The organism is Sanguibacter sp. Z6_81 (genome assembly GCF_057180625.1).
This window is the reverse complement of sequence record NZ_JBXUFV010000001.1, coordinates 511,585-531,350: the sequence shown is the minus strand read 5'-3', so window position 1 is coordinate 531,350 and position 19,766 is coordinate 511,585. Positions and strand designations below refer to the sequence as shown.

General features: G+C 72.2%; 24 protein-coding genes. 9 read left to right on the top strand and 15 right to left on the bottom strand.

The window, feature by feature from the left end:
- Positions 1-14: 14 nt before the first annotated feature.
- Genes AC2AXK_RS02545 through AC2AXK_RS02530 form a run of 4 tightly spaced genes read right to left on the bottom strand, consistent with a single transcriptional unit; the run spans position 15 to position 3,233 of the window.
- Positions 15-791, bottom strand: coding sequence for a hypothetical protein (locus tag AC2AXK_RS02545; protein WP_484343764.1), 777 nt, complete (start codon positions 789-791; stop codon positions 15-17).
- Positions 788-1,438: a SigE family RNA polymerase sigma factor gene (locus AC2AXK_RS02540; RefSeq protein WP_484343763.1), complete on the bottom strand. Its 651-nt coding sequence runs from the start codon at positions 1,436-1,438 to the stop codon at positions 788-790. The genes AC2AXK_RS02545 and AC2AXK_RS02540 overlap by 4 nt, the downstream gene beginning before the upstream one ends.
- Entirely contained in the window at positions 1,435-2,535 is a 1,101-nt protein-coding gene (locus AC2AXK_RS02535; protein WP_484343762.1) for an amidoligase family protein, read from the bottom strand. The genes AC2AXK_RS02540 and AC2AXK_RS02535 overlap by 4 nt, the downstream gene beginning before the upstream one ends.
- 53 nt (positions 2,536-2,588) lie before the next feature.
- Positions 2,589-3,233 carry a hypothetical protein gene (locus AC2AXK_RS02530; RefSeq protein ID WP_484343761.1) on the bottom strand — a complete coding sequence of 215 codons (645 nt, stop codon included), beginning with the start codon at positions 3,231-3,233 and terminating at the stop codon, positions 2,589-2,591.
- A gap of 145 nt (positions 3,234-3,378) precedes the next feature.
- Here AC2AXK_RS02530 and AC2AXK_RS02525 point away from each other — a divergent pair, with 145 nt between their 5' ends.
- Positions 3,379-4,320: a cation diffusion facilitator family transporter gene (locus AC2AXK_RS02525; RefSeq protein WP_484343760.1), complete on the top strand. Its 942-nt coding sequence runs from the start codon at positions 3,379-3,381 to the stop codon at positions 4,318-4,320.
- A 42-nt stretch (positions 4,321-4,362) separates the two neighbouring features.
- On the opposite strand, the gene AC2AXK_RS02520 is transcribed toward AC2AXK_RS02525, so the two are convergent.
- The gene (locus tag AC2AXK_RS02520; RefSeq protein ID WP_484343759.1) at positions 4,363-4,728 is read right to left on the bottom strand and encodes a fluoride efflux transporter FluC; all 366 of its coding nucleotides are present in this window, start codon (positions 4,726-4,728) and stop codon (positions 4,363-4,365) included.
- Positions 4,725-5,156, bottom strand: coding sequence for a fluoride efflux transporter FluC (locus AC2AXK_RS02515; protein WP_484343758.1), 432 nt, complete (start codon positions 5,154-5,156; stop codon positions 4,725-4,727). The genes AC2AXK_RS02520 and AC2AXK_RS02515 overlap by 4 nt, the downstream gene beginning before the upstream one ends.
- Before the next feature lie 84 nt (positions 5,157-5,240).
- On the opposite strand from AC2AXK_RS02515, the gene AC2AXK_RS02510 reads away from it, so the two are divergent.
- Together AC2AXK_RS02510 and AC2AXK_RS02505 are read left to right on the top strand one after the other, a co-directional pair.
- On the top strand, positions 5,241-5,693 hold the full coding sequence (locus AC2AXK_RS02510; RefSeq protein WP_484343757.1) for a DoxX family protein: 453 nt from the start codon (positions 5,241-5,243) through the stop codon (positions 5,691-5,693).
- Positions 5,694-5,703: 10 nt separating this feature from the next.
- Positions 5,704-6,231, top strand: a complete 528-nt coding sequence (locus AC2AXK_RS02505) for a PGPGW domain-containing protein (protein ID WP_484343756.1) — start codon at positions 5,704-5,706, stop codon at positions 6,229-6,231.
- Positions 6,232-6,307: 76 nt separating this feature from the next.
- Here the strand turns inward: AC2AXK_RS02505 and AC2AXK_RS02500 are convergent, their stop codons facing one another.
- The 6 genes from AC2AXK_RS02500 to AC2AXK_RS02475 form a co-directional block, all read right to left on the bottom strand.
- Positions 6,308-6,691, bottom strand: coding sequence for a PIN domain-containing protein (locus AC2AXK_RS02500; protein ID WP_484343755.1), 384 nt, complete (start codon positions 6,689-6,691; stop codon positions 6,308-6,310).
- Positions 6,688-6,951, bottom strand: coding sequence for a type II toxin-antitoxin system Phd/YefM family antitoxin (locus tag AC2AXK_RS02495; protein ID WP_484343754.1), 264 nt, complete (start codon positions 6,949-6,951; stop codon positions 6,688-6,690). The genes AC2AXK_RS02500 and AC2AXK_RS02495 overlap by 4 nt, the downstream gene beginning before the upstream one ends.
- 100 nt (positions 6,952-7,051) lie before the next feature.
- Positions 7,052-7,582 (bottom strand): hypothetical protein, encoded by a 531-nt coding sequence (locus AC2AXK_RS02490; RefSeq protein ID WP_484343753.1) that lies wholly within the window; start codon positions 7,580-7,582, stop codon positions 7,052-7,054.
- Positions 7,579-8,115, bottom strand: a complete 537-nt coding sequence (locus AC2AXK_RS02485) for a GNAT family N-acetyltransferase (RefSeq protein ID WP_484343752.1) — start codon at positions 8,113-8,115, stop codon at positions 7,579-7,581. Before AC2AXK_RS02485 ends, AC2AXK_RS02490 begins: the two co-directional genes overlap by 4 nt.
- Positions 8,112-9,137 (bottom strand): DMT family transporter, encoded by a 1,026-nt coding sequence (locus tag AC2AXK_RS02480; RefSeq protein WP_484343751.1) that lies wholly within the window; start codon positions 9,135-9,137, stop codon positions 8,112-8,114. Before AC2AXK_RS02480 ends, AC2AXK_RS02485 begins: the two co-directional genes overlap by 4 nt.
- On the bottom strand, positions 9,134-10,342 hold the full coding sequence (locus AC2AXK_RS02475) for a class I SAM-dependent methyltransferase (protein ID WP_484343750.1): 1,209 nt from the start codon (positions 10,340-10,342) through the stop codon (positions 9,134-9,136). Before AC2AXK_RS02475 ends, AC2AXK_RS02480 begins: the two co-directional genes overlap by 4 nt.
- Positions 10,343-10,509: 167 nt before the next feature.
- Here AC2AXK_RS02475 and AC2AXK_RS02470 point away from each other — a divergent pair, with 167 nt between their 5' ends.
- On the top strand, positions 10,510-10,794 hold the full coding sequence (locus AC2AXK_RS02470) for an HU family DNA-binding protein (RefSeq protein ID WP_484343749.1): 285 nt from the start codon (positions 10,510-10,512) through the stop codon (positions 10,792-10,794).
- A gap of 108 nt (positions 10,795-10,902) precedes the next feature.
- Here the strand turns inward: AC2AXK_RS02470 and AC2AXK_RS02465 are convergent, their stop codons facing one another.
- Positions 10,903-11,214, bottom strand: a complete 312-nt coding sequence (locus tag AC2AXK_RS02465) for a winged helix-turn-helix domain-containing protein (protein ID WP_484343748.1) — start codon at positions 11,212-11,214, stop codon at positions 10,903-10,905.
- Complete coding sequence (locus AC2AXK_RS02460; protein ID WP_484343747.1) at positions 11,211-11,660, bottom strand: hypothetical protein; 450 nt, start codon at positions 11,658-11,660, stop codon at positions 11,211-11,213. Before AC2AXK_RS02460 ends, AC2AXK_RS02465 begins: the two co-directional genes overlap by 4 nt.
- A gap of 181 nt (positions 11,661-11,841) precedes the next feature.
- Between AC2AXK_RS02460 and AC2AXK_RS02455 the strand changes: the two genes are divergently transcribed.
- Together AC2AXK_RS02455 and AC2AXK_RS02450 are read left to right on the top strand one after the other, a co-directional pair.
- Positions 11,842-13,107: an MFS transporter gene (locus AC2AXK_RS02455; protein ID WP_484343746.1), complete on the top strand. Its 1,266-nt coding sequence runs from the start codon at positions 11,842-11,844 to the stop codon at positions 13,105-13,107.
- Between the two features lie 38 nt (positions 13,108-13,145).
- The gene (locus AC2AXK_RS02450; RefSeq protein WP_484343745.1) at positions 13,146-14,531 is read left to right on the top strand and encodes a YibE/F family protein; all 1,386 of its coding nucleotides are present in this window, start codon (positions 13,146-13,148) and stop codon (positions 14,529-14,531) included.
- Here AC2AXK_RS02450 and AC2AXK_RS02445 read toward each other — a convergent pair.
- Positions 14,476-15,495, bottom strand: coding sequence for a LacI family DNA-binding transcriptional regulator (locus AC2AXK_RS02445; protein ID WP_484343744.1), 1,020 nt, complete (start codon positions 15,493-15,495; stop codon positions 14,476-14,478). The two genes, AC2AXK_RS02450 and AC2AXK_RS02445, sit on opposite strands and share 56 nt — an antisense overlap.
- A gap of 224 nt (positions 15,496-15,719) precedes the next feature.
- On the opposite strand from AC2AXK_RS02445, the gene AC2AXK_RS02440 reads away from it, so the two are divergent.
- The 3 genes from AC2AXK_RS02440 (at position 15,720) to AC2AXK_RS02430 (ending at position 19,731) form a co-directional block, all read left to right on the top strand.
- Complete coding sequence (locus AC2AXK_RS02440) at positions 15,720-17,021, top strand: sugar ABC transporter substrate-binding protein (protein WP_484343743.1); 1,302 nt, start codon at positions 15,720-15,722, stop codon at positions 17,019-17,021.
- Between the two features lie 132 nt (positions 17,022-17,153).
- Positions 17,154-18,767, top strand: a complete 1,614-nt coding sequence (locus tag AC2AXK_RS02435) for an ABC transporter permease subunit (protein WP_484343742.1) — start codon at positions 17,154-17,156, stop codon at positions 18,765-18,767.
- A gap of 1 nt (position 18,768) precedes the next feature.
- Complete coding sequence (locus tag AC2AXK_RS02430) at positions 18,769-19,731, top strand: sugar ABC transporter permease (protein WP_484343741.1); 963 nt, start codon at positions 18,769-18,771, stop codon at positions 19,729-19,731.
- Positions 19,732-19,766 lie beyond the last annotated feature (35 nt).

Sequence of the window (19,766 nt, the reverse complement as noted above, 5' to 3'; positions counted from 1 at the left end):
CACCACGCGCCGGGTCAGCGGCCCGGCGCACGCTCCGGGGGAGCCTCCTCGGTGGGCTGCGGCCGCACGGGGACGTCCTCGGGGGTGTCCGGCCGCACGGGGACGTCCTCGCGTCGGTTCGGCTCGTCGATGGGGATCGGCTCTCCGTCGAGGATCATCTGCCCGACCCGCGCCTTGGCCTCGAAGAAGTCGACGTTCCACAGCTCGGTGAGCTCCTCGACGTCGCCCGCGGTGTAGCCGGAGTCCCAGAACGCGTCGAGGGCATCCAGCTCGCGGTTCTCCGGGGTGTCCGGGCGCGGGGCGGGCTCGGGCATCTGCTGCCCGTCGAGGGCCATCTGGCCCAGCCGGGCCTTGGTCTCCGTCATGTCGACCTGCCACTCGTCGGCCAGTCGCAAGGCGTCGTCGTAGGGGTAGTCGGAGCTCCAGAACGCCTCGTACTGCTCGCGGCTGTAGTTGTCGGGCATCGCCGACCACTCGATGCCGACGCTCTGCACGACGTTCTCCACCACCCGGGCCACACCCGAGTAGGGGTTGGCGGCGGCGGCGGCACCTGCAGCGGTGACGACGAGCGCCGAGCCGACGGCTCCGGCGACGATCACGCGGCGCCCTCGCCGCACGGCGACGGTCGCCACGCCGTCTCCGACCACGCCGTCCGCGAGGCGCGCCTCGATGCGGGTGGCGACAGCCTCGGCGTCGGGCGCCGCCGTGGCGCGTGAGCGCAGCGCACGGGCGATCTGGTGCTCCAGGTCCTCGGGGTGCGGGCCGTCCCCTGGACGGGCGTGGTCGTTCATGCTGTCTCCGTCGAGGTGGTGGTCTGGCGTAGTGCGGCGAGAGCCCGGGAGGCGTGGCTGCGGACGGTCGCCCCCGAGGTCCCCATGACGGTGGCGATCTCCACGTCGTCGAGGCCCTCGTAGTAGCGCAGCACGAGCACGGTCCGTTGTCGCGGGGGGAGGGCAGCCAGCCGCTGCCACATGTCGTCGTCCTCGACGACGTGGTGGGCGTGGTCGCCCTGGGGTGCCGTGTTCGCCGCGAGGACGTCGTCCTCGACGGGTCGTATGGTGCGCTCGTGCCAGCGGCGGCGCCACGAGAGGTGCTCGTTCGTCACCATGCGCCGCAGGTAGAGGTCGGGGCGGTTCATCATGGAGATCCGCGTCCAGCGCACGTGCGCGCGCAGCAGCACCTCCTGGACGAGGTCGGCGGCCGTGTGGCCGTCGCCGGTGAGGACCGTCGCGTAGCGGAGCAGGCCGGGCAGGTGCGCGCGTACGACGTCGTCCAGAGGTGCGTTGTTCGTCGTCTCGCTGGCGGCAGCAGGGTGTGCGGCCGGACGGGACTGGCGGGCACGCCGTGCCCGGCCGAGGTCGGTGACGTGGTCCGTCGCGGGTCGGACCCGGGGGATCGCAGCACTGTCAGGGCTGAGGATGTCTGTCCACGTGCTCATCGGCGGACTCCCAGGAGGTCGTCGAGCGCGGCACGGGGGTCGTCGGCGGCGTCCACGGCCGGCGGCGGGACCGGGCGCGGGTCGAGGCAGCGGATGAGCAGGCGCTCGACGACGGCGGCCAGCGCCACGATCTCGTATCCGTCGCTGAGCCCGGGCAGGATGCGCACCTCGACGGTGTCCCGGAGGGGTCGCTTGCTGACGAGCTGCACGAGGTTGACGTCCGCGTACTTCGTCAGCCCGACCGCTCGCGCCGCCTCCTGCAGGCGCGCCCAGCCGGTCTGGTCGTCGGTGCTGCGCCACTCCTGCTCGACGAGCGCGACGAGCTCCGCGGGCAGCGGGGCCAGCCGGCGGCACGCGGGGTTGGTGCCGAGCGCCGCCCAGAGGACGTCCCGCCACGAGGTGAAGAGGCGGACGAGGTTCGCGAACGCCGCCGGGTTGCGGAACGGCGCGCCGTCGACGTGCAGGTGCACGGCTGCCTCGCGGGGGACGGTGAAGCCGAGCTCGCGGGCGGGAGCGAGCACGCGCTCGAGCGCCTGCGCGTGGTCGGACGTCAGGGGTGGCGTGACGATCTCGCACGGGCGCTCACGCCCTGCGGGCAGAGGCATCGCGACGGCGATGGTCGCGCCGCTCGGGTCGTTCACCCGCGCGGCGGTGGGGTAGACCTCCGGCGTGGCGCCGAACAGCGTGGCCACGGGGTCGAGCACGGTCGCGAGCGGTGCCGCGGGGTCGGCGTGTCGGCCGACGAGCCGGAGCAGCCGCGGCTCGTCGGACAGCAGCCGGTACCAGCCGCGGTGCCCGGCGCGGGAGGGAGCAGCCCTGCCCGCGCCGGGTGCCGTGACGAGGTCGGCCTGGATGGTGATGTCGTCGACGAGCGAGGCGACCTGCTCGCCACGCTCGTCGACGACGGCGAACGCCGGGGTGAGGTGGTGGAACACCCCCACGCCCGGCACCACCGACGGTTCGCTGTCGGCGTGGAAGGTGCGCTGCACGCCCCCCATGACGCGCGCTGCGAGCTCGTCGGCGAGCACCTGCCGGTCGGACCCGGGTGGTGCCAGCAGCTCGATCTCGAAGCCGGTGCGGAGCGACAGCTCGTCCACGTCGTTGCTCTCTCTCGCCAGGAAACGTCGGTCGGTGGTGCCGGGCGGCACGGTCAGGACTGGTCGGTGGTCACGGTCTGACCGGACGGCTTCACGGGGACGTCCTGGCCGTCGATGAGCAGCTGGCCGGCACGCGCCTTGACCTCCATGACGTCGCTCGTCTCCCAGATGGCCGCGAGGGCCTCGAGGTCGTCGACACTGTACCCAGCGGACCAGAAGGCGTCGATGGCCTCGGCGTCGAACGTCGGCGCCACGGGCGTCGAGCCGGGCGCGACCGGGAGCGTCTCGCCAGCGATGAGCGCGGCACCTGCGCGGACCTTGACCTCGCCCGTGTCGATGTCCCAGATGTCGCTGAGGGCGACGACGTCCTCGTAGGTGTACCCAGCGGCCCAGAGGGCGTCGTACTCCTTCTGGTGCTCGTTGACCCACGGCACGCGCTCGCCGTCCGCGGTGAGCAGCCCGGGCTCGGTGCCGAGATCCGTCGCGGCCTCGGCACCAGGCTCGACGGTCGCCTCGGCCGTCGGCTCGGCGGCTACCGTGACGGTCGGCTCCGCGGTCGGCTCCGTCTGGGACGCGCTGCTGCCGGAGCCGTCGGCGGCCATGGCTGCACCGGCCCCGGCGAGGGAGAGGCTGGCGGCGATGACGCCCGTGACCAGCCGGCGACGGGAGCGGACCGGGGTGGTGGTCGTGGGATTCATGGGTCCTCCTGAGGTGGTTCGGATGGGCTTGCCCACTTAGAACGCCGCTCGACGGTGATCTGTGGAGGCCGACAGGCCCGCACCAGGTGAAGGTTGTGTGTTGCTGTCAGCGGCGTCTCGACCTCAGAGGTGCGAGCATCGACGCATGCACGCACACGGGACACCCGCGGACGGGCACAGCCACGGCTGGGAGGCCCGCACGCGCGGCCAGCGCCGTCGCCTCGGGATCGCCTTCGCGATCACGGCGACGATCCTCGTCGCCGAGGTGGTCGGTGCCCTGTGGACCGGGAGCCTCGCGCTGCTCGTCGACGCCGCGCACATGCTCACGGACGCGGGCGGGCTCGCGATGGCACTCGTGGCGACGTCCCTCGCGCTGCGTCCGACGACGTCCGCGCGCACCTGGGGGTTCCGGCGGGCAGAGGTCCTGGCCGCAGCGGCGCAGGCGCTCGTGCTGCTGGGGGTCGGCGTCTATGTCGTCGTCGAGGCGGTCCGGCGGCTTGTCACCCCGCCCGAGCTGCCGTCCACGGAGCTGCTCGTGTTCGGGGTGCTCGGCCTCGTGGGCAACGTCGCGGCCATCGCCGTGCTGTCCTCGGCCCGCACGGAGAGCTTCGCGATGCGCGGGGCGTTCCTCGAGGTCCTCAACGATGCCCTGGGGTCGGTCGCGGTGATCGTCGCCGCCGTCGTCATCGCGACGACCGGGTGGTCGGGCGCGGACGCCGTCGCCGCCCTGCTCATCGGCGCTCTCATCGTGCCCCGCACCGTGCGGCTGCTCCGCCAGACCGTCGACGTCCTCCTCGAGTCCACGCCGCGGGGCCTCGACCTCGACGGCGTGCGCGAGCACATCCTCGCCCTCGAGCACGTGCTCTCCGTCCACGACCTGCACGCCACGCAGATCTCAGCAGACCTGCCGGTGCTCACCGCGCACGTCGTCGTCGACGACGCATGCTTCCGTGACGGTCACGTGCCACGGATCCTCGACGCGCTCCAGGAGTGCGTCGCCGAGCACTTCCCCGTGAACATCGAGCACTCGACGTTCCAGGTCGAGCCCCCGTCCCACGCGCACCACGAGCACGGGGCGCACCCCTGAGCCGTGGCGGTCGGCCCGGACCGCTCGGGCGGAACGTGCCGCTCAGAGCAGGGCCAGTCCCACGCCACCAGCGACAGCCGCGACCGTGAGCACCGCGGTCCCGGCGGCGTTGCCGAGCGCGCGCCGGACGTCGCCCGCCTGGACGAGCCGCACCGTCTCGACCATCGCCGTCGAGAAGGTCGTGCAGCCGCCGCAGAACGCGGCGACCCCCGCCACGACGCTGGCAGGCGTCGCGCCGGCGACACCAGCGCCGACGGCGAGTCCGAGGGCGAGCGAGCCGCCCACGTTGACGACGATCGTCGGGACGGGCCACGCGCTCGACCACCGCCTGCGGATCGCCCCGTCGACGACGAACCGTGTGGCGGCCCCGAGCCCACCGAGGACGGCGACGAGCCCGAGGGGGATCACGACGCGCCCGCGGTCGATCGGGCTCGGTGCACGCGCGCTGCGAGGACGACCCCCGCGAAGCACGCGACGACACCACCAGCGACCGACGCGCTGAGGTAGCCGAGCGCGGTGCCGACCGCCCCGTCGGCCAGGAGGCGCTCGGTCTCGAGAGCGAGGGCGGAGAAGGTCGTGAACCCTCCGAGCAGTCCTGTCCCCAGCCCGAGGCGGACGAGGCGACGCCGGGGGGTCTCGGGCCCGATCCGGACGAGGGCCTCGAGCAGGAGCCCGAGGAGGAACGCGCCGAGGAGGTTCTCCACGAGCGTCGCCACCGGCCACCCCTGCCAGGAGGGGACGTGGTCCGTGAGGACGTACCGGGCCGACGTCCCGGCAGCGCCGCCGACACCGACGAGCAGCACCAGCTGCGGGCGCAGGTGCAGGGGCCGGGTCACGACCACAGCATCCCACCCACGTGCGTGCTGCTCCGTCTCGTGTCTCGATCGCCGTGTGCCCGGTGGGACGCCTAGCGTGGGGGGATGCCCGTCACCGCGACACCACCCATCTCGCCCGGCTCGACCTCCCCAACGTCCGCCCTCGTGCTCGCGGGGGTCCTCGCTGCCGCCGGGGCGACGCACCTCGTCGCCCCCCGCGCCTACGAGGGCCTCATCCCGCACGCGCTCGGCCGACCGCGCGCCTGGGTGCTGGGCAGCGGCGTCGGTGAGCTGGCCTGCGCGGCGGCGATCGCGCACCCCGCGACCCGCAGGGCCGGGGCGCTCGCCGCCGCGGCGCTGTTCGTCGCCGTCTTCCCCGGGAACGTCACGATGGCGGTGCGCGCCACCGCTTCCCGCCGACGGCACGCGGGCTCAGCACGCGGGCGCGGGGCCGCGCGCGAACGGATCGCCTGGGCGCGGCTCCCGCTGCAGGCCCCGCTCGTCCTGTGGGCGCTCGCGGTCGCTCGTCGAGCCGGTCAGCGCGGGGACGTGCGATGAGGGACAGGAGATGACCCGCCCCGAGCGCCGTCGGCACCCGGTCCCGCGGTGGGTGCGGCGCAGCGCGATCGAGGTGGTGGGCTGGGTGCTCGTCACCGCAGGAGTGGCCGCGCTGGTCCTTCCCGGACCGGGACTCCTCTTCATGGCGGCGGGTCTCGCGGTCCTCGCGTTGCAGTACGCATGGGCGGAGCGCGTGCTCCGGCCCGTCATGGACCGGGCGCACGGCCTGGCGTGGGACGGCGTGCAGACGTGGCTCCGGATCCTCTCCAGCGTCTCGGGCGCGCTCGTGCTCGTCGGGCTGGGAGTCGTGTGGGGCAGAGGCCTCCCCGTGCCCGGATGGTGGCCGGTGGACGCACGCTGGTGGCTCCCGGGCGGGTGGGCGACGGGCGTCACCCTCATCGTCTCGGGGATCCTCGCCCTGGCCACGATCGTCTACAGCCTCCGCCGGTACCGTGGTCGGCCCCGGCCGGCCCCGCGTCCGACGCCGGACCCGCGTCCGACGGATGCCGCCGAGGAGGACGACCCACCCCCCACGTGAGGGGCACGTCCGACGCACGTCCTCCACCGTCTCCTCCTCGGGCGAGCGGGTCGTGCCTCGGCGGCTCGGCCTGCTGCTACGGCGCGCGAACCTCGAGGACGTCGTCGAGGCCCGTGAAGTCCCCGACGTTCGTCGTGACCAGGACGGCACCATGTGCGTGGGCGGTCGCTGCGATGAGCAGGTCGAACGCTCGGGCGCGCGGCTGCCGCCCGGCCGCGAGGGTCTTGGTCGCCAGGAGGGCGTACGACGACGCGACCGTGTCGTCGATCGGCAGGGCCGCCAGCGCGCTCTCGGCACTCGACAGAACTCGCATCCGGGCCGCCCTGCTCTCCGGTGTGCGAGCGATCAGGACGCCGAAGCGAAGTTCCGCCAGCGTCGCCATGCTGATCGCTGCCTCATCGCCCGTGCCGGTCGGTACCAGCCCGTCGATCAGGACGTTCGTGTCGAGGATCAGCCTCACGCGTGAGTGCCGCGCTCGAACGGATCGGTCGCGGCGCCGTCGACCAGCGCCATGTCCGTGTCCCAGTCGGGGTCGTCGACGCCGGGGAAGAGTGCCGCAAGGTCCGCGACCGGACGCCATGTCGGGCGGGTCTCGAAGTGCGGCACGAGGTCGGCGACCGGCCGGCCGTGAACCGTCACGACGACGCGTTCACCTTCTTCGACGCGGCGCAGCACGCCCGAGGCATCCTGCCTGAGCTCGCGCACCCCCACAGTCGTCATCGAACCACGGTAGCACCGTGTGCTACTCCGGCGTCGGTCCGGCTGGGTCCACGGTGGAGGACAGGCGTCCGAGGTCTCGAAGGCCCGGGAGGCCGGGGGTTCAGGGCTCGATCGAGTCGAGCTGCACGACGCCGTCGAACTCGGCGACGGGGCACTGCGCTGCGCGGTGGTACGGCATGGTCGCGTCGCCCGGCCCGCCGCCTCCGGCGATCATGTCCCCGACCGCGACGGTCCCGGCCCCGGGCACGTCGACCGCGTCGAGACGGCCCGGCGTGCGTGCCGACCCGTGCGGCCACACGACCAGGGCGCCGTTCTCCGTGGCCGCGTCTGTCGAGGCCGGCACGGCCCGGAGCACGAAGCATCCCTCGACGAGGTCGAGCTTCCCCTCGATCCTCGTGTCCATGACGGCCTGCGGAACCGCTGCGGGTGTGAAGACCGGTGGCGTGATCGCGATGGGTGGGGAGATGACGATGGGTGGGTCAGAGGACACAGGTGCGTCAGAGACCCCGGAGCTGCTCGGTCGGGTCGTCGTGCCCGGCCCGTCCGGGGTACCGCCGGAGGAGCACGCCGCCAGCGCGAGGCTGAGCATGACGAGCATGGCGCACCCGGCGGTGGTCGTCCGTGACGTCATGGCATCACCATCGGCAGAGGCTCGACGTCGGGTGCCGGGTCGGTCGCGAGGCGCGCGTGCGTCTCGACGTCGAACCGTTCGTCGCCGTACCGGAGCTTCGCTCGCTCGATCCCTTCTGCGATGAAGCCGGCCCGCGCCGCGACCCGGCACGACGCAGGATTGTTGACCCGGTGGCCCAGCTCCAGCCGGTGCAGCCCGGCGTCGAACGCCCAGTCCGCGGCGGTGCTCAGCGCGCGCGTCGCGAGGCCGAGTCCTCGGCCTGATGCGGCGAGCCAGTAGGACATCCACGCGCTGTCGTGCCGGCGCTCGATCGCCGTCGCCGCGACGTTCCCCACGGCCACTCCTCGGTGGACGATCGCCCAGCAACGTGACACCTCGCTCCCGGCGAGCGCGCGCTCGATGTAGTCACGAGCCGCGACCGCGGTCGACAGATCCGCACCGCCGAGCTGGACCCCGAGGTCGGACGAGGTGAGATAGGCGTCCCGGAGAGCCGGTGCGTCGGCAGCGCTCCAGGCCCGCAGGACACCCGTCACCGTGCGGGCTCCTCGGGCACGACGACGGGCGCCACCGGGGCAGGAGTCGGAGCGATCTGCGTCCCCGTGTCCGCGACAGCCGCGACGCTCCGGTCCTCCGCCGTCGGAGGGGCGGTCCGGCGTCGCGCCTCGATCTGCTGGCCCCAGAGGGTGCCCGCCAGGACGAGGAGGATCCCGACGACGCCCGGGGCGCCGAACGCGTCGCCGGCGAGCGTCACCCCGATGACTGCGGCCCACACCGGCTCCGTGCCGAGCAGCAGGCTCACACGCGTCGGGGACGTCTTTCGGACCGCCCACATCTGCACGAGGAACGGGAACACCGTGCAGGCCACGACGAGGTAGAGCAGCTGCGTCGTCGCGCCGCCGTCGAGGCTCTGCGCGTACTCCGGGACGGACGTGCCCCAGAGCGCCGACGCGACGAGGAACACGACCGCGCACGTCGACATCTGCACGAGTGTGAGGTGCATCGAGTCGTTCTGCGGCACCGACCGCCTGTGCATCGTCGTCACGTGCACCGCGCGCACGACGGCGGCGACGAGCACGAGCCCGTCGCCGAGCTGGAACGATCCGGCGATCCCGCCGGACAGCAGCAGCACGCCGACGACCGCGACGAGACCGGCCCCGTAGAACCACCGGCTCAGCGGGGCGCCGCCCAGCGCGGTCTCGAGGAGCGGCGTGAAGATGATCGTCAGGCTGATGATGAGTCCCGCGTTCGTGGCACTCGTACCGGCGATGCCGAACGTCTCGAAGAGGAACACCGCGGCAAGGATGAGCCCGAGGAACGTCCCGAGCCGCAGGTCCCGGGCGTGGATCCGTGCGCGGCGTGCAGCGGCGACGAGCCCGAGGAGCACGGCGGCGAGGACCATCCGGACGGCCAGCAGACTGAGCACCGTGTCGGCGGTGACGAGCTCCTTGCCGACCCAGTACGTCGACCCCCACGCTGCCGCGACGACGAGCAGCGTCCCGTCGACGACGAGTCGCTGCTCCGCGCCTGCCGCGACCGCCCGCCGCCGGCTGGTCACCGGCCCTCGGACTTCACGGACCTCGTCACGGTGAACTTCACGTTCTGGCCGATCATCGTCGTCGGCCCGACGGCGCGCGTCAGGTCCCGCTTGTACGTGAGGTGGGAGTTGTAGACCGTCCACATCTCGCCGCCCGGGCGCAGGACGCGACCCGCGCCGTCGAACATGCGTTGCGCGGACGCCGTGTGGACGGTGGTGCCGGTGTGGAACGGCGGGTTGCACACGACGAGGTCGGCGCTCGCGGTCGGCAGCGACGCGAGGGCGTCGTCGCGCACCGCGCGGACGCGGGCCTCGACGCCGTTGGCGCGCGCTGTCGCCGCGGCGGACGCCACCGCGGCTGCGGACGTGTCGCTCGCGACGACGTGAAGACCCTCGCGCGTGCGGGCGAGCATCGTCGCGAGGATCCCCGTCCCGCACCCGAGGTCGACGGCGTCGCGCGCATCCGGGTCCATGCGGGGCAGGAACTCGAGGAGGAACCGCGTCCCGAGGTCGAGACGGTTCCCGGCGAACACCCCGCCGTGTGCGACGACGGTGAGGTCGAGCTCGTCGAGCCGCTCCGACCGGGGGAACGCGGGTCGCTCCGGCACGGGCAGCGGCGAGCGGGCCGTGAGCACGCGCGACTTGTAGCGTCCGAGCCCGGCGCGGACGTCGCCGAAGGACGCGGCGAGCACGTCGTTCATGCCGCGGCTCATGTGCTTCACGCGGCCCCCGGCGTGGACGACCACTCCGGGGGAGGCGTGCCGGGCGATCGCGTCGGCCATCTCGGCGAGGGCGTCGTGGCTCTTCGGCAGGCGCAGGAGCACGACGTCGGCCCCGCCGAGGAGCTCGGCGCCGAGCAGCGCGTCGCCCGCCCCCCCGGCCGTGGCGGCCGGGGGGTCGACGCTCACGTACCCGGAGACGCCCGCACGCCGGGCGTTGTTGGCGAGGGCGCGCACGCCCGTGAGGGAGTCCTGGTGGACGCGCACGTCCCACGCGCCGAGAGTGAGCGCGCCGAGCGTGAGCGCCCCGTACTCGTCGTCGAGCACGACGACACGGCGGTCGCTCGTGCCCGGGGCCCCCACCTCATCAGGCGCGATGTCGCCCATCGCTTCCTCGAGCAGGAGCCGGTCGACGCCGTCGAAGCCGTGCAGGTCCCGCCCCTCGGCGTCCGGGAAGCGGCTGAGGTTGTCGAGGAGCGGCGCGATGGTGTCGGGCAAGGAGGGCATGCTCCAGTGTCCCTGATCCGAGCCACGCGACACGGGAATAGCGAAAAATCGCGGATGTGCCCGTAGATTCCCTAGTGTTGTCCACGAAGCCCGGCCGTACGGCCGGCACAGTACGTCTCCTCGCACCGGTTCCGACCGTGCGGGACGGGACCGAAGAAGGGATCCACATGTCGCTCAACCGCACTGACCTCGTCTCGGCTATCGCCGGCAAGTCCGGTCTCACCAAGACCGACGCTGACGCCGCGCTCTCCGCTCTCCAGGAGGTTCTCGTCGAGTCGCTCAGCAAGGGCGAGGCCGTCAAGGTCACGGGCCTGCTCTCCGTCGAGCGCGTCGAGCGTGCTGCGCGCACCGGCCGCAACCCCCGCACCGGCGAGGAGATCTCGATCCCCGCTGGCTTCGGTGTGAAGATCAGCGCCGGCAGCCTCCTCAAGAAGGCCGTCAGCACCAAGTGATCCATCCCTGACCGTGGCGCGAGCCCGGTCAGGCCACGAAGGGCCCGGCCCCGAGGACACGTCCTCGGGGCCGGGCCCTTCGTGTCCCGCCGCCGAGGTGGGACCCCGCTAGGCCCCGGGTTCTGGCAGGTCGGCGCTCCTCGCGAGCAGCCGCAGCGCCGCCACGTGCTGCGCGAACGCCGCCCGCCCTGCCTTCGTCAGGCTCACCCAGGTCCGTGTCCGGGTGTTGACGGTCCCCTTGCGCACAACGGCGTAGCCCGCCGTCTCGAGGACACGCAGGTGCTTGCTCAGGACGGAGTCGCTCACGGCGAGCGCGTCGCGCACCGTCCCGAACTCCGCCTCGGTCACCTCGGCGAGCAACGAGCAGATGCGCAGGCGGACCGGTGCGTGGATGAGCTCGTCGAACCCGTCGTCGGTCATCGTCCCGTCCGGACGTCGCGCTCGACCCGCCGGTCCAGGACCGGTCCGAGGGCCACGGTGAGCAGGAACCCTGCGCCCGCCGCGACGTAGACGCCCGCGTTGTCGGTGGTCATGAACGCGATGACCAGCAGGGCGACGAGTGCCACGGCGTAGGCGACCGCGGGCACGCGGCATGCGGGGTGGGTGTAGGCGTCGAGGACGATCCGTCCGGGCCGTTGCAGCAGCAGGGGGAGGACGATCGACGCGACGATGAGCCCGGAGCCCCGGGCCATGTCCGACGTGCTCAGGGGCAGGCCGAGGAGCAGGAGGGCGACGCACACGCCGTGCGCGGGGTAGAGCCACCAGGGCGAGCGCACGAACGGGGCGAGACTCGCGCGGCTGTCGTCGATGGCGTCCAGGGCCGCGCGGGCCTCAGCCGGGTTGGGGCGTCGCTTGCTGTTTTCCATATCGGAAACACTAGCCTTTCCATGATGGAAAGGCGATCGGTCGTGAGCGGCGACGTCGTTCCCGTCACACGCGTCAGAGGCGGCATCTGGCCGTTCGCAGTGCGAAGATGTTCGACGGCCCGTCGCTCGGGTCCGTAGCGAACCGTGCGTCGCTCGACGATCATCAGGACAGGCATCACACGTGACGCGCAGCACCACTCATGACCTCGGCGAGCCCGCGAGGACCACCCTCTGGACCCGGGACCTCGTCCTGGCGTGGGTCACGAACTTCGCCCTCGCCTTCGTCTTCTACCTCCTCATGACGACGATGGCGCTCTACGCCGTCGTGAGCTTCGGCGCCTCCGACACGGAGAGCGGGCTCGCAGCGAGCGTCTTCATCATCGGGGCGACCCTCGCTCGTCTCTTCGCCGGGAACCTCGCCGACCTCGTCGGGCGCCGCCGCGTCCTCCTCGTCGCGCTCGCACTCTTCCTCGTCGCCGCCGTCGGATACCTCCCGGCCGACTCGCTCGGTCTGCTCCTCGGCGTGCGGGCCGTCCACGGCATCGCCTTCGCGCTCGGCAGCACCGCGGCGATGGCCGTCGCCCAGGAGATCATCCCGCCCGCCCGTCGCGCGGAGGGCACCGGGTACTTCGCACTGAGCACGACGCTCGCCACCGCGATCGGGCCGTTCCTCGCCCTCCAGCTCGTCCGCGGCCCCGGCTACCCGGCGCTGTTCGTCGCGTCCATCGTCGCCTCCGTCCTCGCCATCGTCGCCGCGCTGTTCCTGCGGGCACCGGGCAAGCAGCTCGACCCCGAGGAGCGCGCGCGCCTGCGCCGGTTCCACCCGCGGGACATGCTGCACGCCGACGTCGTGCCCGTAGCCGCCTTCATGCTCGTCATGGGCCTCGCCTACTCCAGCGTGCTGACGTTCCTCAACGCGTTCTCCGAGGAGCGCGGGCTCGAGACGGGCGCGAGCGTGTTCTTCCTCGTCTACGCCGCCGTCCTGCTCGTCTCGCGCCTCGTCGCGGGCAAGGTGCAGGACCGCCACGGGGACAACGTCGTCGTCTACCCCGCGATCATCGCGTTCGCGGCGGGCCTCGGCGTGCTCTCCGCAGCCCGGTCCAGCCTCGTCCTCGTCCTCGCCGGAGCGCTCCTCGGACTCGGCTTCGGCACGCTCATGGCCGCCCTGCAGTCCGTCGCGGTCGGCCGCGTGCCGGTGCGGCGCATCGGCGTCGCCATCTCGACCCACTTCTTCATGATCGACGTCGGGTTCGGGCTCGGCCCCGTGGTCCTCGGGCTGCTGCTCAGCCAGGTGGGCTTCGGGACGATGTACCTCCTCCTCGCCGGGCTCGTCGGCATCGGTGCAGGGTTCTACCACCTCGTCCACGGACGGAGGGACACCGTTCGTCGCCGCGAGGCCGCGCTCGCGGCCACCGTGGCGGCTGGCGAGCCTGCCGCGCGGAGGTAGCCCCGGGGAGGCCCGCGCGGTCTGGGAGGATCGGGGCCGTGGCAGACGAGCAGATCGAGACCGCGCGCGACGAGACGGCGCCCGACGAGATTGCGCCCGACGAGACGGCGCCCGACGAGATTGCGCCCGACGAGACGGCGTCCGACGAGACGGCGTCCGGTACGCCGGCGCCCGGCGGGCGCACGCCCGACGTCGCGGTGCACGGGCATTCCCACGGGCCGGTGCCCCGGGCCTCGCGGCAGGTGCGGCTCATCCTTGCCGCGCTGCTCGTCCCGACGCTCCTGGCGACGCTCGTCGGGCTCGTCGCGCTCTGGCCCCACGACGCCCCCGGGCGGCCGATCGACCCCACCGCGAACACCGCCGGCATGGTGTTCGGCACGGTGACCGGGCCGGCGCAGGAGAACTTCCTCGTCCCCGTGACGCTCCAGGGCACCGACGAGGAGGTCCTCGTCCAGCTCCCGCCGGAGTTCGTGGAGGCCGGGGTCGAGGTCGGTGACGAGTACAAGATCCTCCACATCCCCGCCGCCGCGGCCGCCGGTAGCGCGTACCAGTTCATGGACTACAAGCGAGACGTCCCCATCGGGATGCTCGCGCTCGTCTACGCCGTCGTCGTGCTCGCCGTCGCCCGGTGGCGCGGGCTGGCCGCCATGGCGGGGCTCGGCATCGCGTTCGCCGTCATCGTCACGTTCACGCTCCCCGCCCTCCTCGTCGGGGAGTCTGCGGTCGGGGTCGCGCTCGTCACCTCCGCGTCCGTGATGTTCGTCGTGCTGTACCTCGCGCACGGCTTCAACGCACGGACGTCGACCGCGCTGCTCGGCACCTTCCTCGGGCTGGTCATCACCGCCGTGCTGGCCGGGTGGGCGGTCGATGCCGCGAAGGTCGCGGGCCTCGCGGACGAGAACCTGCGCCTCCTGCCTGTCTACGCGCCGACGATCGACCTCACCGGCATCGCCCTGTGCGGGATCGTCCTCGCCGGCCTCGGCGTGCTCAACGACGTCACCATCACGCAGGCGTCAGCGGTGTGGGAGCTGCGGACCGTCAGCCCGCACATGGGCCGCCTCGAGCTCTTCCGGCGCGGCATGCGCATCGGCCGCGACCACATCGCGTCCACCGTCTACACCGTGGCGTTCGCGTACCTCGGTGCCGCTCTGCCGATGCTGCTCGTCGTGAGCCTCGTCAACGTGAGCCTCGGCCAGACGCTCACGTCCGGGGAGATCGCCCAGGAGGTGGTGCGCACCCTCGTCGGGTCCATCGGCCTGGTCCTGGCGATCCCCATCACGACCGCGATTGCGGCGCTCGCGGTGGGTGGCGCCGGATCGTTGGGCGAGGTGCCGGTCAGCCCACGCCGGGGCCCGGCGCCGCGAACCGTCAGTGCGGTGCGGGCCCCGTCGTCCCGCGGACGACGAGGTGCGTCGGCAGGGTGAGGTGCACGGACTCGGGCTCGTCACCCGCGAGGATCTGGTGGACGAGCCGGCCGGCGGCGGACCCCTGCGCGGTCACGGGCTGGTGGACGGTCGTGAGGTCGAACATGTCCGCGAGCTCGTGGTCGTCGATGCCGACGAGCGACATCGAGTAGGGCACGGCGACGCCGGCCCGGCGCAGGGTGCGCAGGGCGCCGAACGCGACGTCGTCGGAGAATGCGACGACCGCGGTCGGCGGTTCGGGCAGGCTGAGCAGCCGGCTCATCCCCTCGGTGCCACCGGCGGACCCGAACGGCGTCCGCACGACGAGCTCGTCCCGGAGCGGGATGCCGGCGTCGTCGAGCGCCGCCCGGAACCCCTCGAAGCGTGCACCCGGGGCCGCGTACTCCAGCCGCCACGTACCGGTCGAGTTGATCATCGCGATCCGCTCGTGACCAGCGAGGACGAGGTGCGCGGTGGCCTGCCGGGCGATGAGGGCGTCGTCGACCCGGACGTGCGGGTGGTCTCCGAGGGTGCCGCCCGCCATGACGACGGTGACGTCCATCGACTCGAGCCGGTCGCGCTCGCGCGCGCTGATGGGCATGGCGATGAGGATGACCGCATCGACCTGGCGGCGCGCGGGGAGCTCCTCGAAGAACCGGCGGCGTTCGCGCTCGTGCTTGACCTCGTAGAGCAGCACGTCGACGTCGGAGCCGTGCAGGGCCGTGACGATGCCGTCGAGCATCGACGCGAAGAACCAGGACGCGACGTTGGGTGTCACGACGGCGACGCGGCCGCTCGAACCGCGGGCGAGGCGCGCCGCGTCGGGGGAGACGGTGTAGGACAGCTCGCGGGCGAGGTCACGGATGCGGTCCCGGGTCACGGCGGAGACGCCGGGCGCGCCGCTCAGGGCGCGGGAGACGGTCGCGATCGACACGCCGGCCCGTTCGGCGAGGTCAGCCATGTTGTACGTCGGGGTCTTCGACACGCCGCCACCCTACCGCTGCACGTAACCGTTTACGTGACGCTGCGGAATTGTGATCCCGCGGGCTTGACAATGACCGCAGACAGCGGCGAAGGTCCTACGTAACCGCTTACGTTTGGTACCGGACAGAGCTGTCCGGACGGCGGGGCTCGTCGGCAACGGACGCCGCGGGCTCAGCGGCGATCGGTCGGCGCCGCGCCGGCCGTCAGACCAGAGGAGTCCCGACGATGTCGACCCGACCACAGCCACGCCGGCTGTCCCGGATCCTGACCGCAGGGCTCGCCACCGGAGTGCTGGCCGTCACGGCCGCGTGCTCCAGCAGCGAGGCGCCCGCACCGACGCAGGATCCCAGCACCACAGGGAGCACCGAGGGCGAGGCGCCCGAGCGCGCCGACGCGGACCTCGTCATCTGGACGTCCGACGTCGCCGCCCGGGCCATCACCCCCATCGCCGAGCAGTTCGGCGAGGACAACGGCATCACCGTCGCCGTCCAGGTCATCGCCGCGGACCTCGCGGCCAACGCCATCACCGCCAACGCGGCAGGCAACGGCCCCGACATCCTCACCCTGCCCAACGACTTCCTCGGTGGCGCCCTGCAGAACGGCGCCATCACCCCGCTGTCCCTCACCCCGGACGAGCTCGCCGTCTACGACGAGGGCGCTGTCGCGTCGGTGACGCGCGACGGCCAGGTCTGGGCCCTGCCGTACGGCATGGAGAACCTCGTCCTCATCCGCAACACCCAGGCCGCTCCGGACGCCCCGGCCACCGTCGAGGACATGGTCGCCACCGGCCAGGCCGCGGTCGAGGCAGGCCTCGTCGAGCGCGCGCTGAGCCTGCCCGTCGGCCAGGAGGGCGACGCGTACCACATGCACGCCTTCTTCACCTCGGCCGGTGGCTCGTTGTTCGCCATCGACGAGGACGGTCAGTACGACCCCACGCAGGTGGGCATCGACGACGCCGGCTCCATCGCCGCCGCGGAGAAGATCGGTGCGCTCGGCGAGGCCGGCGTCCTGTCCCAGTCGATCGACGGCACCAACTCCATCGCCCAGTTCACCGAGGGCAACGCCGCGTTCCTCGTCACCGGGCCGTGGGCACTCGCCGACGTGCGCGCCTCCGGGGTCCCCTACGACATCAGCCCCATCCCGGCGTTCGAAGGTGGCAGCCCCGCCGCACCGTTCCTCGGTGCCCAGGCCTTCTGGCAGATGTCCAAGGCCAAGAACCCCACGTTCGCGCAGGAGTTCATCACGAACACCATGAACTCCGAAGAGGCCATGGCAGCCATGTACGCCGAGGACCCCCGCCCGCCCGTGCACGCGGACGTCCTCGCGACCGTCTCAGTCGAGGACCCGGACATGGGCAAGCTCGCCGGGGCCGGGCAGAACGCCACCCTGCTGCCCGACTTCGCGTTCATGGCCGGGATCTGGCCCCCGCTCGGCCAGGCCTACGCCGCGGTCGTCGGTGGCGCCGACCCCACCTCGACGATGCAGAGCACGGCCGAGACGATCCGCGCAGCGGTCGCCGGAGGCTGACCCCCCGTGGGGCCCGGTGAGCCGTCGCCGGGCCCCACATCCACCTCCCCGCCCGCACCTCCCCGCCCGCACAGCACCTCCCCGCCCGCACAGCGCCACCGGCGCGACGTGCTCCCGAGAGCCAGGACCGCCGTGACCCAGACCCTCACACCCACGCCCGGACGTACCCCGTCCGCGGAATCCCGGCGCGTCCGGCGCCCGCGCGGCACGACCGGGGCGCTGACCGTCATCATCAAGGTGGTCAGCCTCGGCACCATCCTCGGGACCGCGGTCGCACTCACCCCCGCGCTCGTCGCCGCCGAGCAGTACGGCATCCTCGTCGCCGTCTGGGCTCTCGCCGCCGTGCTCCTCGCCACCTACGCGGGGCGCCGGGCGATCCCCGCCAAGTACCTCGTGCCCGGGTCGATCTTCCTCGTCCTGTTCATCGTGCTGCCCGTGGCCTTCACGGTGCAGTCGTCCACCACGAACTACGGCGACGGCACACGCTCGACGAAGGAGGAGACCGTCAGCCGGATCATCGGCAACTCCATCGTCCAGGCGCCCGACGCCCGCACGTACGCACTGTCGATCGCCACCACCGGCGACCCGGCCTCCGGGCCCTACACGTTCTTCCTCGTCGACCCGGAGACCGGTCAGGTCTACTCCGGGACGGAGGAAGGTCTCGAGGAGCTCGGGGACGACGAGGTCACCGTCGAGGACGGCGCGGTCACTGCCGCCGACGGCTACACGTTCCTCACGCCCCAGCAGATCAACGCCGCGTCGTCAGCGCTCGCGGAGATGACCGTCCTCACCGAGAACGGTGCCATCCAGCAACGAGGTCTGCGGGAGGCGTACGAGGGCATCACCGTCCTGCAGTACGACGAGGCGCGCGACACGATCACGAACACCGACACCGGCGTCGAGTACACGGTGCAGGAGCAGGGCGACCGCGAGTACTTCGTCTCTGCGGACGGCACCCGGCTGTCGGACCAGTCGTGGAAGGCCGACGTCGGGCTCGCCAACTACGCCAAGGTGATCGACGACCCGCGGATCCTCAAGGACTTCCTGCGGATCTTCGCGTGGACCGTCGTCTTCGCGACCGGGTCCGTCGCCCTGTGCTTCGCGCTCGGTCTCGTGCTCGCCGTCATGCTCAACGACCGGCGCGTGCGCGGCCAGAAGGCCTACCGGTCCATCCTGCTGCTGCCGTACGCCATCCCGGGGTTCATCAGCATCCTCGTGTGGACAGGGTTCTACAACCAGGACTTCGGGCTCATCAACCAGCTCACCGGACTCGACATCAACTGGCTCGGCGACCCGTTCTGGGCCAAGATCGCCGTCCTCCTCACCAACCTGTGGCTCGGGTTCCCGTACATGTTCCTCGTGTGCACCGGTGCGCTGCAGTCGATCCCGGGAGAGCTCAAGGAGGCGGCGAGCATCGACGGCGCCAACGGGTGGACGGGGTTCCGCAAGATCACCCTCCCGTTGCTCCTCGTGAGCGTCGCACCCCTGCTCGTCTCGTCGTTCGCCTTCAACTTCAACAACTTCAACGTCATCGAGCTCCTCACCAAGGGCGGACCGTTCACGCCCGAGAACCCCACGGCCGGCGGGACGGACATCCTCATCAGCTACACCGTCCGGCTGGCGTTCGGCGGGGGCGGCGCGCAGTTCGGCTTCGCGTCGGCCATCGCGACGCTCCTGTTCATCCTCACCGGCGTCATCGCCGCCCTGCAGTTCCGCGCCACCCGCATGCTCGAAGAGGTGAACTGACATGGCCCAGACCCCACGCACCGCCGCGTCGACCAACGGGAGGACCACCACCTCGACGAGCGGCCGCCCTGCCGCCCGTCGGCGCCGCCGCGACGACACCCTCGTCCGCCCCACCGGACTGCGGTGGTGGCGGGAGGTCGGGTGGCGCCACGTCGGTGGCCTCGCCGCCGTCGCGTTCGCGATCATCCCGGTGCTCTACATCCTGTCCGCGTCGGTCAACCCCCTCGGCACCGTGGTGTCGACAGGGGTCATCCCGACGAGGTTCAGCCTCGTGAACTTCGAGGCCCTCTTCACGGACTCGTCGCGGCCGTTCCTCACGTGGATGCGCAACACCCTCGTGGTCTGCCTCGTCGTGACCGTCGGGCAGGTGCTGTGCAGCGCCCTGGCCGCCTACGCCTTCTCCCGGCACCGGTTCCGTGGTCGCCGGATGGGTCTGCTCACCCTCCTGCTCATCCAGATGTTCCCGCAGTTCCTCGCCGTGATCGCGCTGTTCACGATGTTCACCGCGATCGGCGAGGTCCTCCCGAGCCTGGGCATGAACACGATCCTCGGGTACTGCCTCGTGCTCATGGGTGGCGCCCTCGCCCACGTGTGGCTCATCAAGGGGTTCTTCGACACCGTCCCCAAGGAGCTCGACGAGGCCGCGATCATGGACGGCGCCGGTCACGCGACGGTGTTCTTCCGCATCATCCTGCCGCTCGTGCGGCCCATCCTCGCCGTGACCGCCCTCCTCGCGTTCGTCGGGGTGATCGGGGCGTTCCTCATGGCCTCGATCTTCCTCACCGACACCCAGGTCAAGACGCTCGCCGTGGGTCTGTACGGCATCATCGAATCAGACCGGTCGAACAACCTCGGTGTCTTCGCGGCCGGCGCGGTGCTCACTGCGCTGCCTGTGGTCCTGCTCTTCCAGTACCTGCAGCGGTTCATCGTCGGCGGGCTCACCACAGGTGCGGTGAAGGGGTAGCAGCCCCTCCCTGCAGACCGCCCCGCCCGTCCCGG

Excerpts from the sequence above, each read along its gene's own strand:
- AC2AXK_RS02545 (WP_484343764.1), bottom strand. The coding sequence starts at position 791 with ATGAACGACCACGCCCGTCCAGGGGACGGCCCGCACCCCGAGGACCTG.
- AC2AXK_RS02540 (WP_484343763.1), bottom strand. The coding sequence starts at position 1,438 with ATGAGCACGTGGACAGACATCCTCAGCCCTGACAGTGCTGCGATCCCC.
- AC2AXK_RS02530 (WP_484343761.1), bottom strand. The coding sequence starts at position 3,233 with ATGAATCCCACGACCACCACCCCGGTCCGCTCCCGTCGCCGGCTGGTC.
- AC2AXK_RS02525 (WP_484343760.1), top strand. The coding sequence starts at position 3,379 with ATGCACGCACACGGGACACCCGCGGACGGGCACAGCCACGGCTGGGAG.
- AC2AXK_RS02510 (WP_484343757.1), top strand. The coding sequence starts at position 5,241 with ATGCCCGTCACCGCGACACCACCCATCTCGCCCGGCTCGACCTCCCCA.
- AC2AXK_RS02505 (WP_484343756.1), top strand. The coding sequence starts at position 5,704 with ATGACCCGCCCCGAGCGCCGTCGGCACCCGGTCCCGCGGTGGGTGCGG.
- AC2AXK_RS02495 (WP_484343754.1), bottom strand. The coding sequence starts at position 6,951 with ATGACGACTGTGGGGGTGCGCGAGCTCAGGCAGGATGCCTCGGGCGTG.
- AC2AXK_RS02490 (WP_484343753.1), bottom strand. The coding sequence starts at position 7,582 with ATGACGTCACGGACGACCACCGCCGGGTGCGCCATGCTCGTCATGCTC.
- AC2AXK_RS02475 (WP_484343750.1), bottom strand. The coding sequence starts at position 10,342 with ATGCCCTCCTTGCCCGACACCATCGCGCCGCTCCTCGACAACCTCAGC.
- AC2AXK_RS02470 (WP_484343749.1), top strand. The coding sequence starts at position 10,510 with ATGTCGCTCAACCGCACTGACCTCGTCTCGGCTATCGCCGGCAAGTCC.
- AC2AXK_RS02465 (WP_484343748.1), bottom strand. The coding sequence starts at position 11,214 with ATGACCGACGACGGGTTCGACGAGCTCATCCACGCACCGGTCCGCCTG.
- AC2AXK_RS02460 (WP_484343747.1), bottom strand. The coding sequence starts at position 11,660 with ATGGAAAACAGCAAGCGACGCCCCAACCCGGCTGAGGCCCGCGCGGCC.
- AC2AXK_RS02440 (WP_484343743.1), top strand. The coding sequence starts at position 15,720 with ATGTCGACCCGACCACAGCCACGCCGGCTGTCCCGGATCCTGACCGCA.
- AC2AXK_RS02430 (WP_484343741.1), top strand. The coding sequence starts at position 18,769 with ATGGCCCAGACCCCACGCACCGCCGCGTCGACCAACGGGAGGACCACC.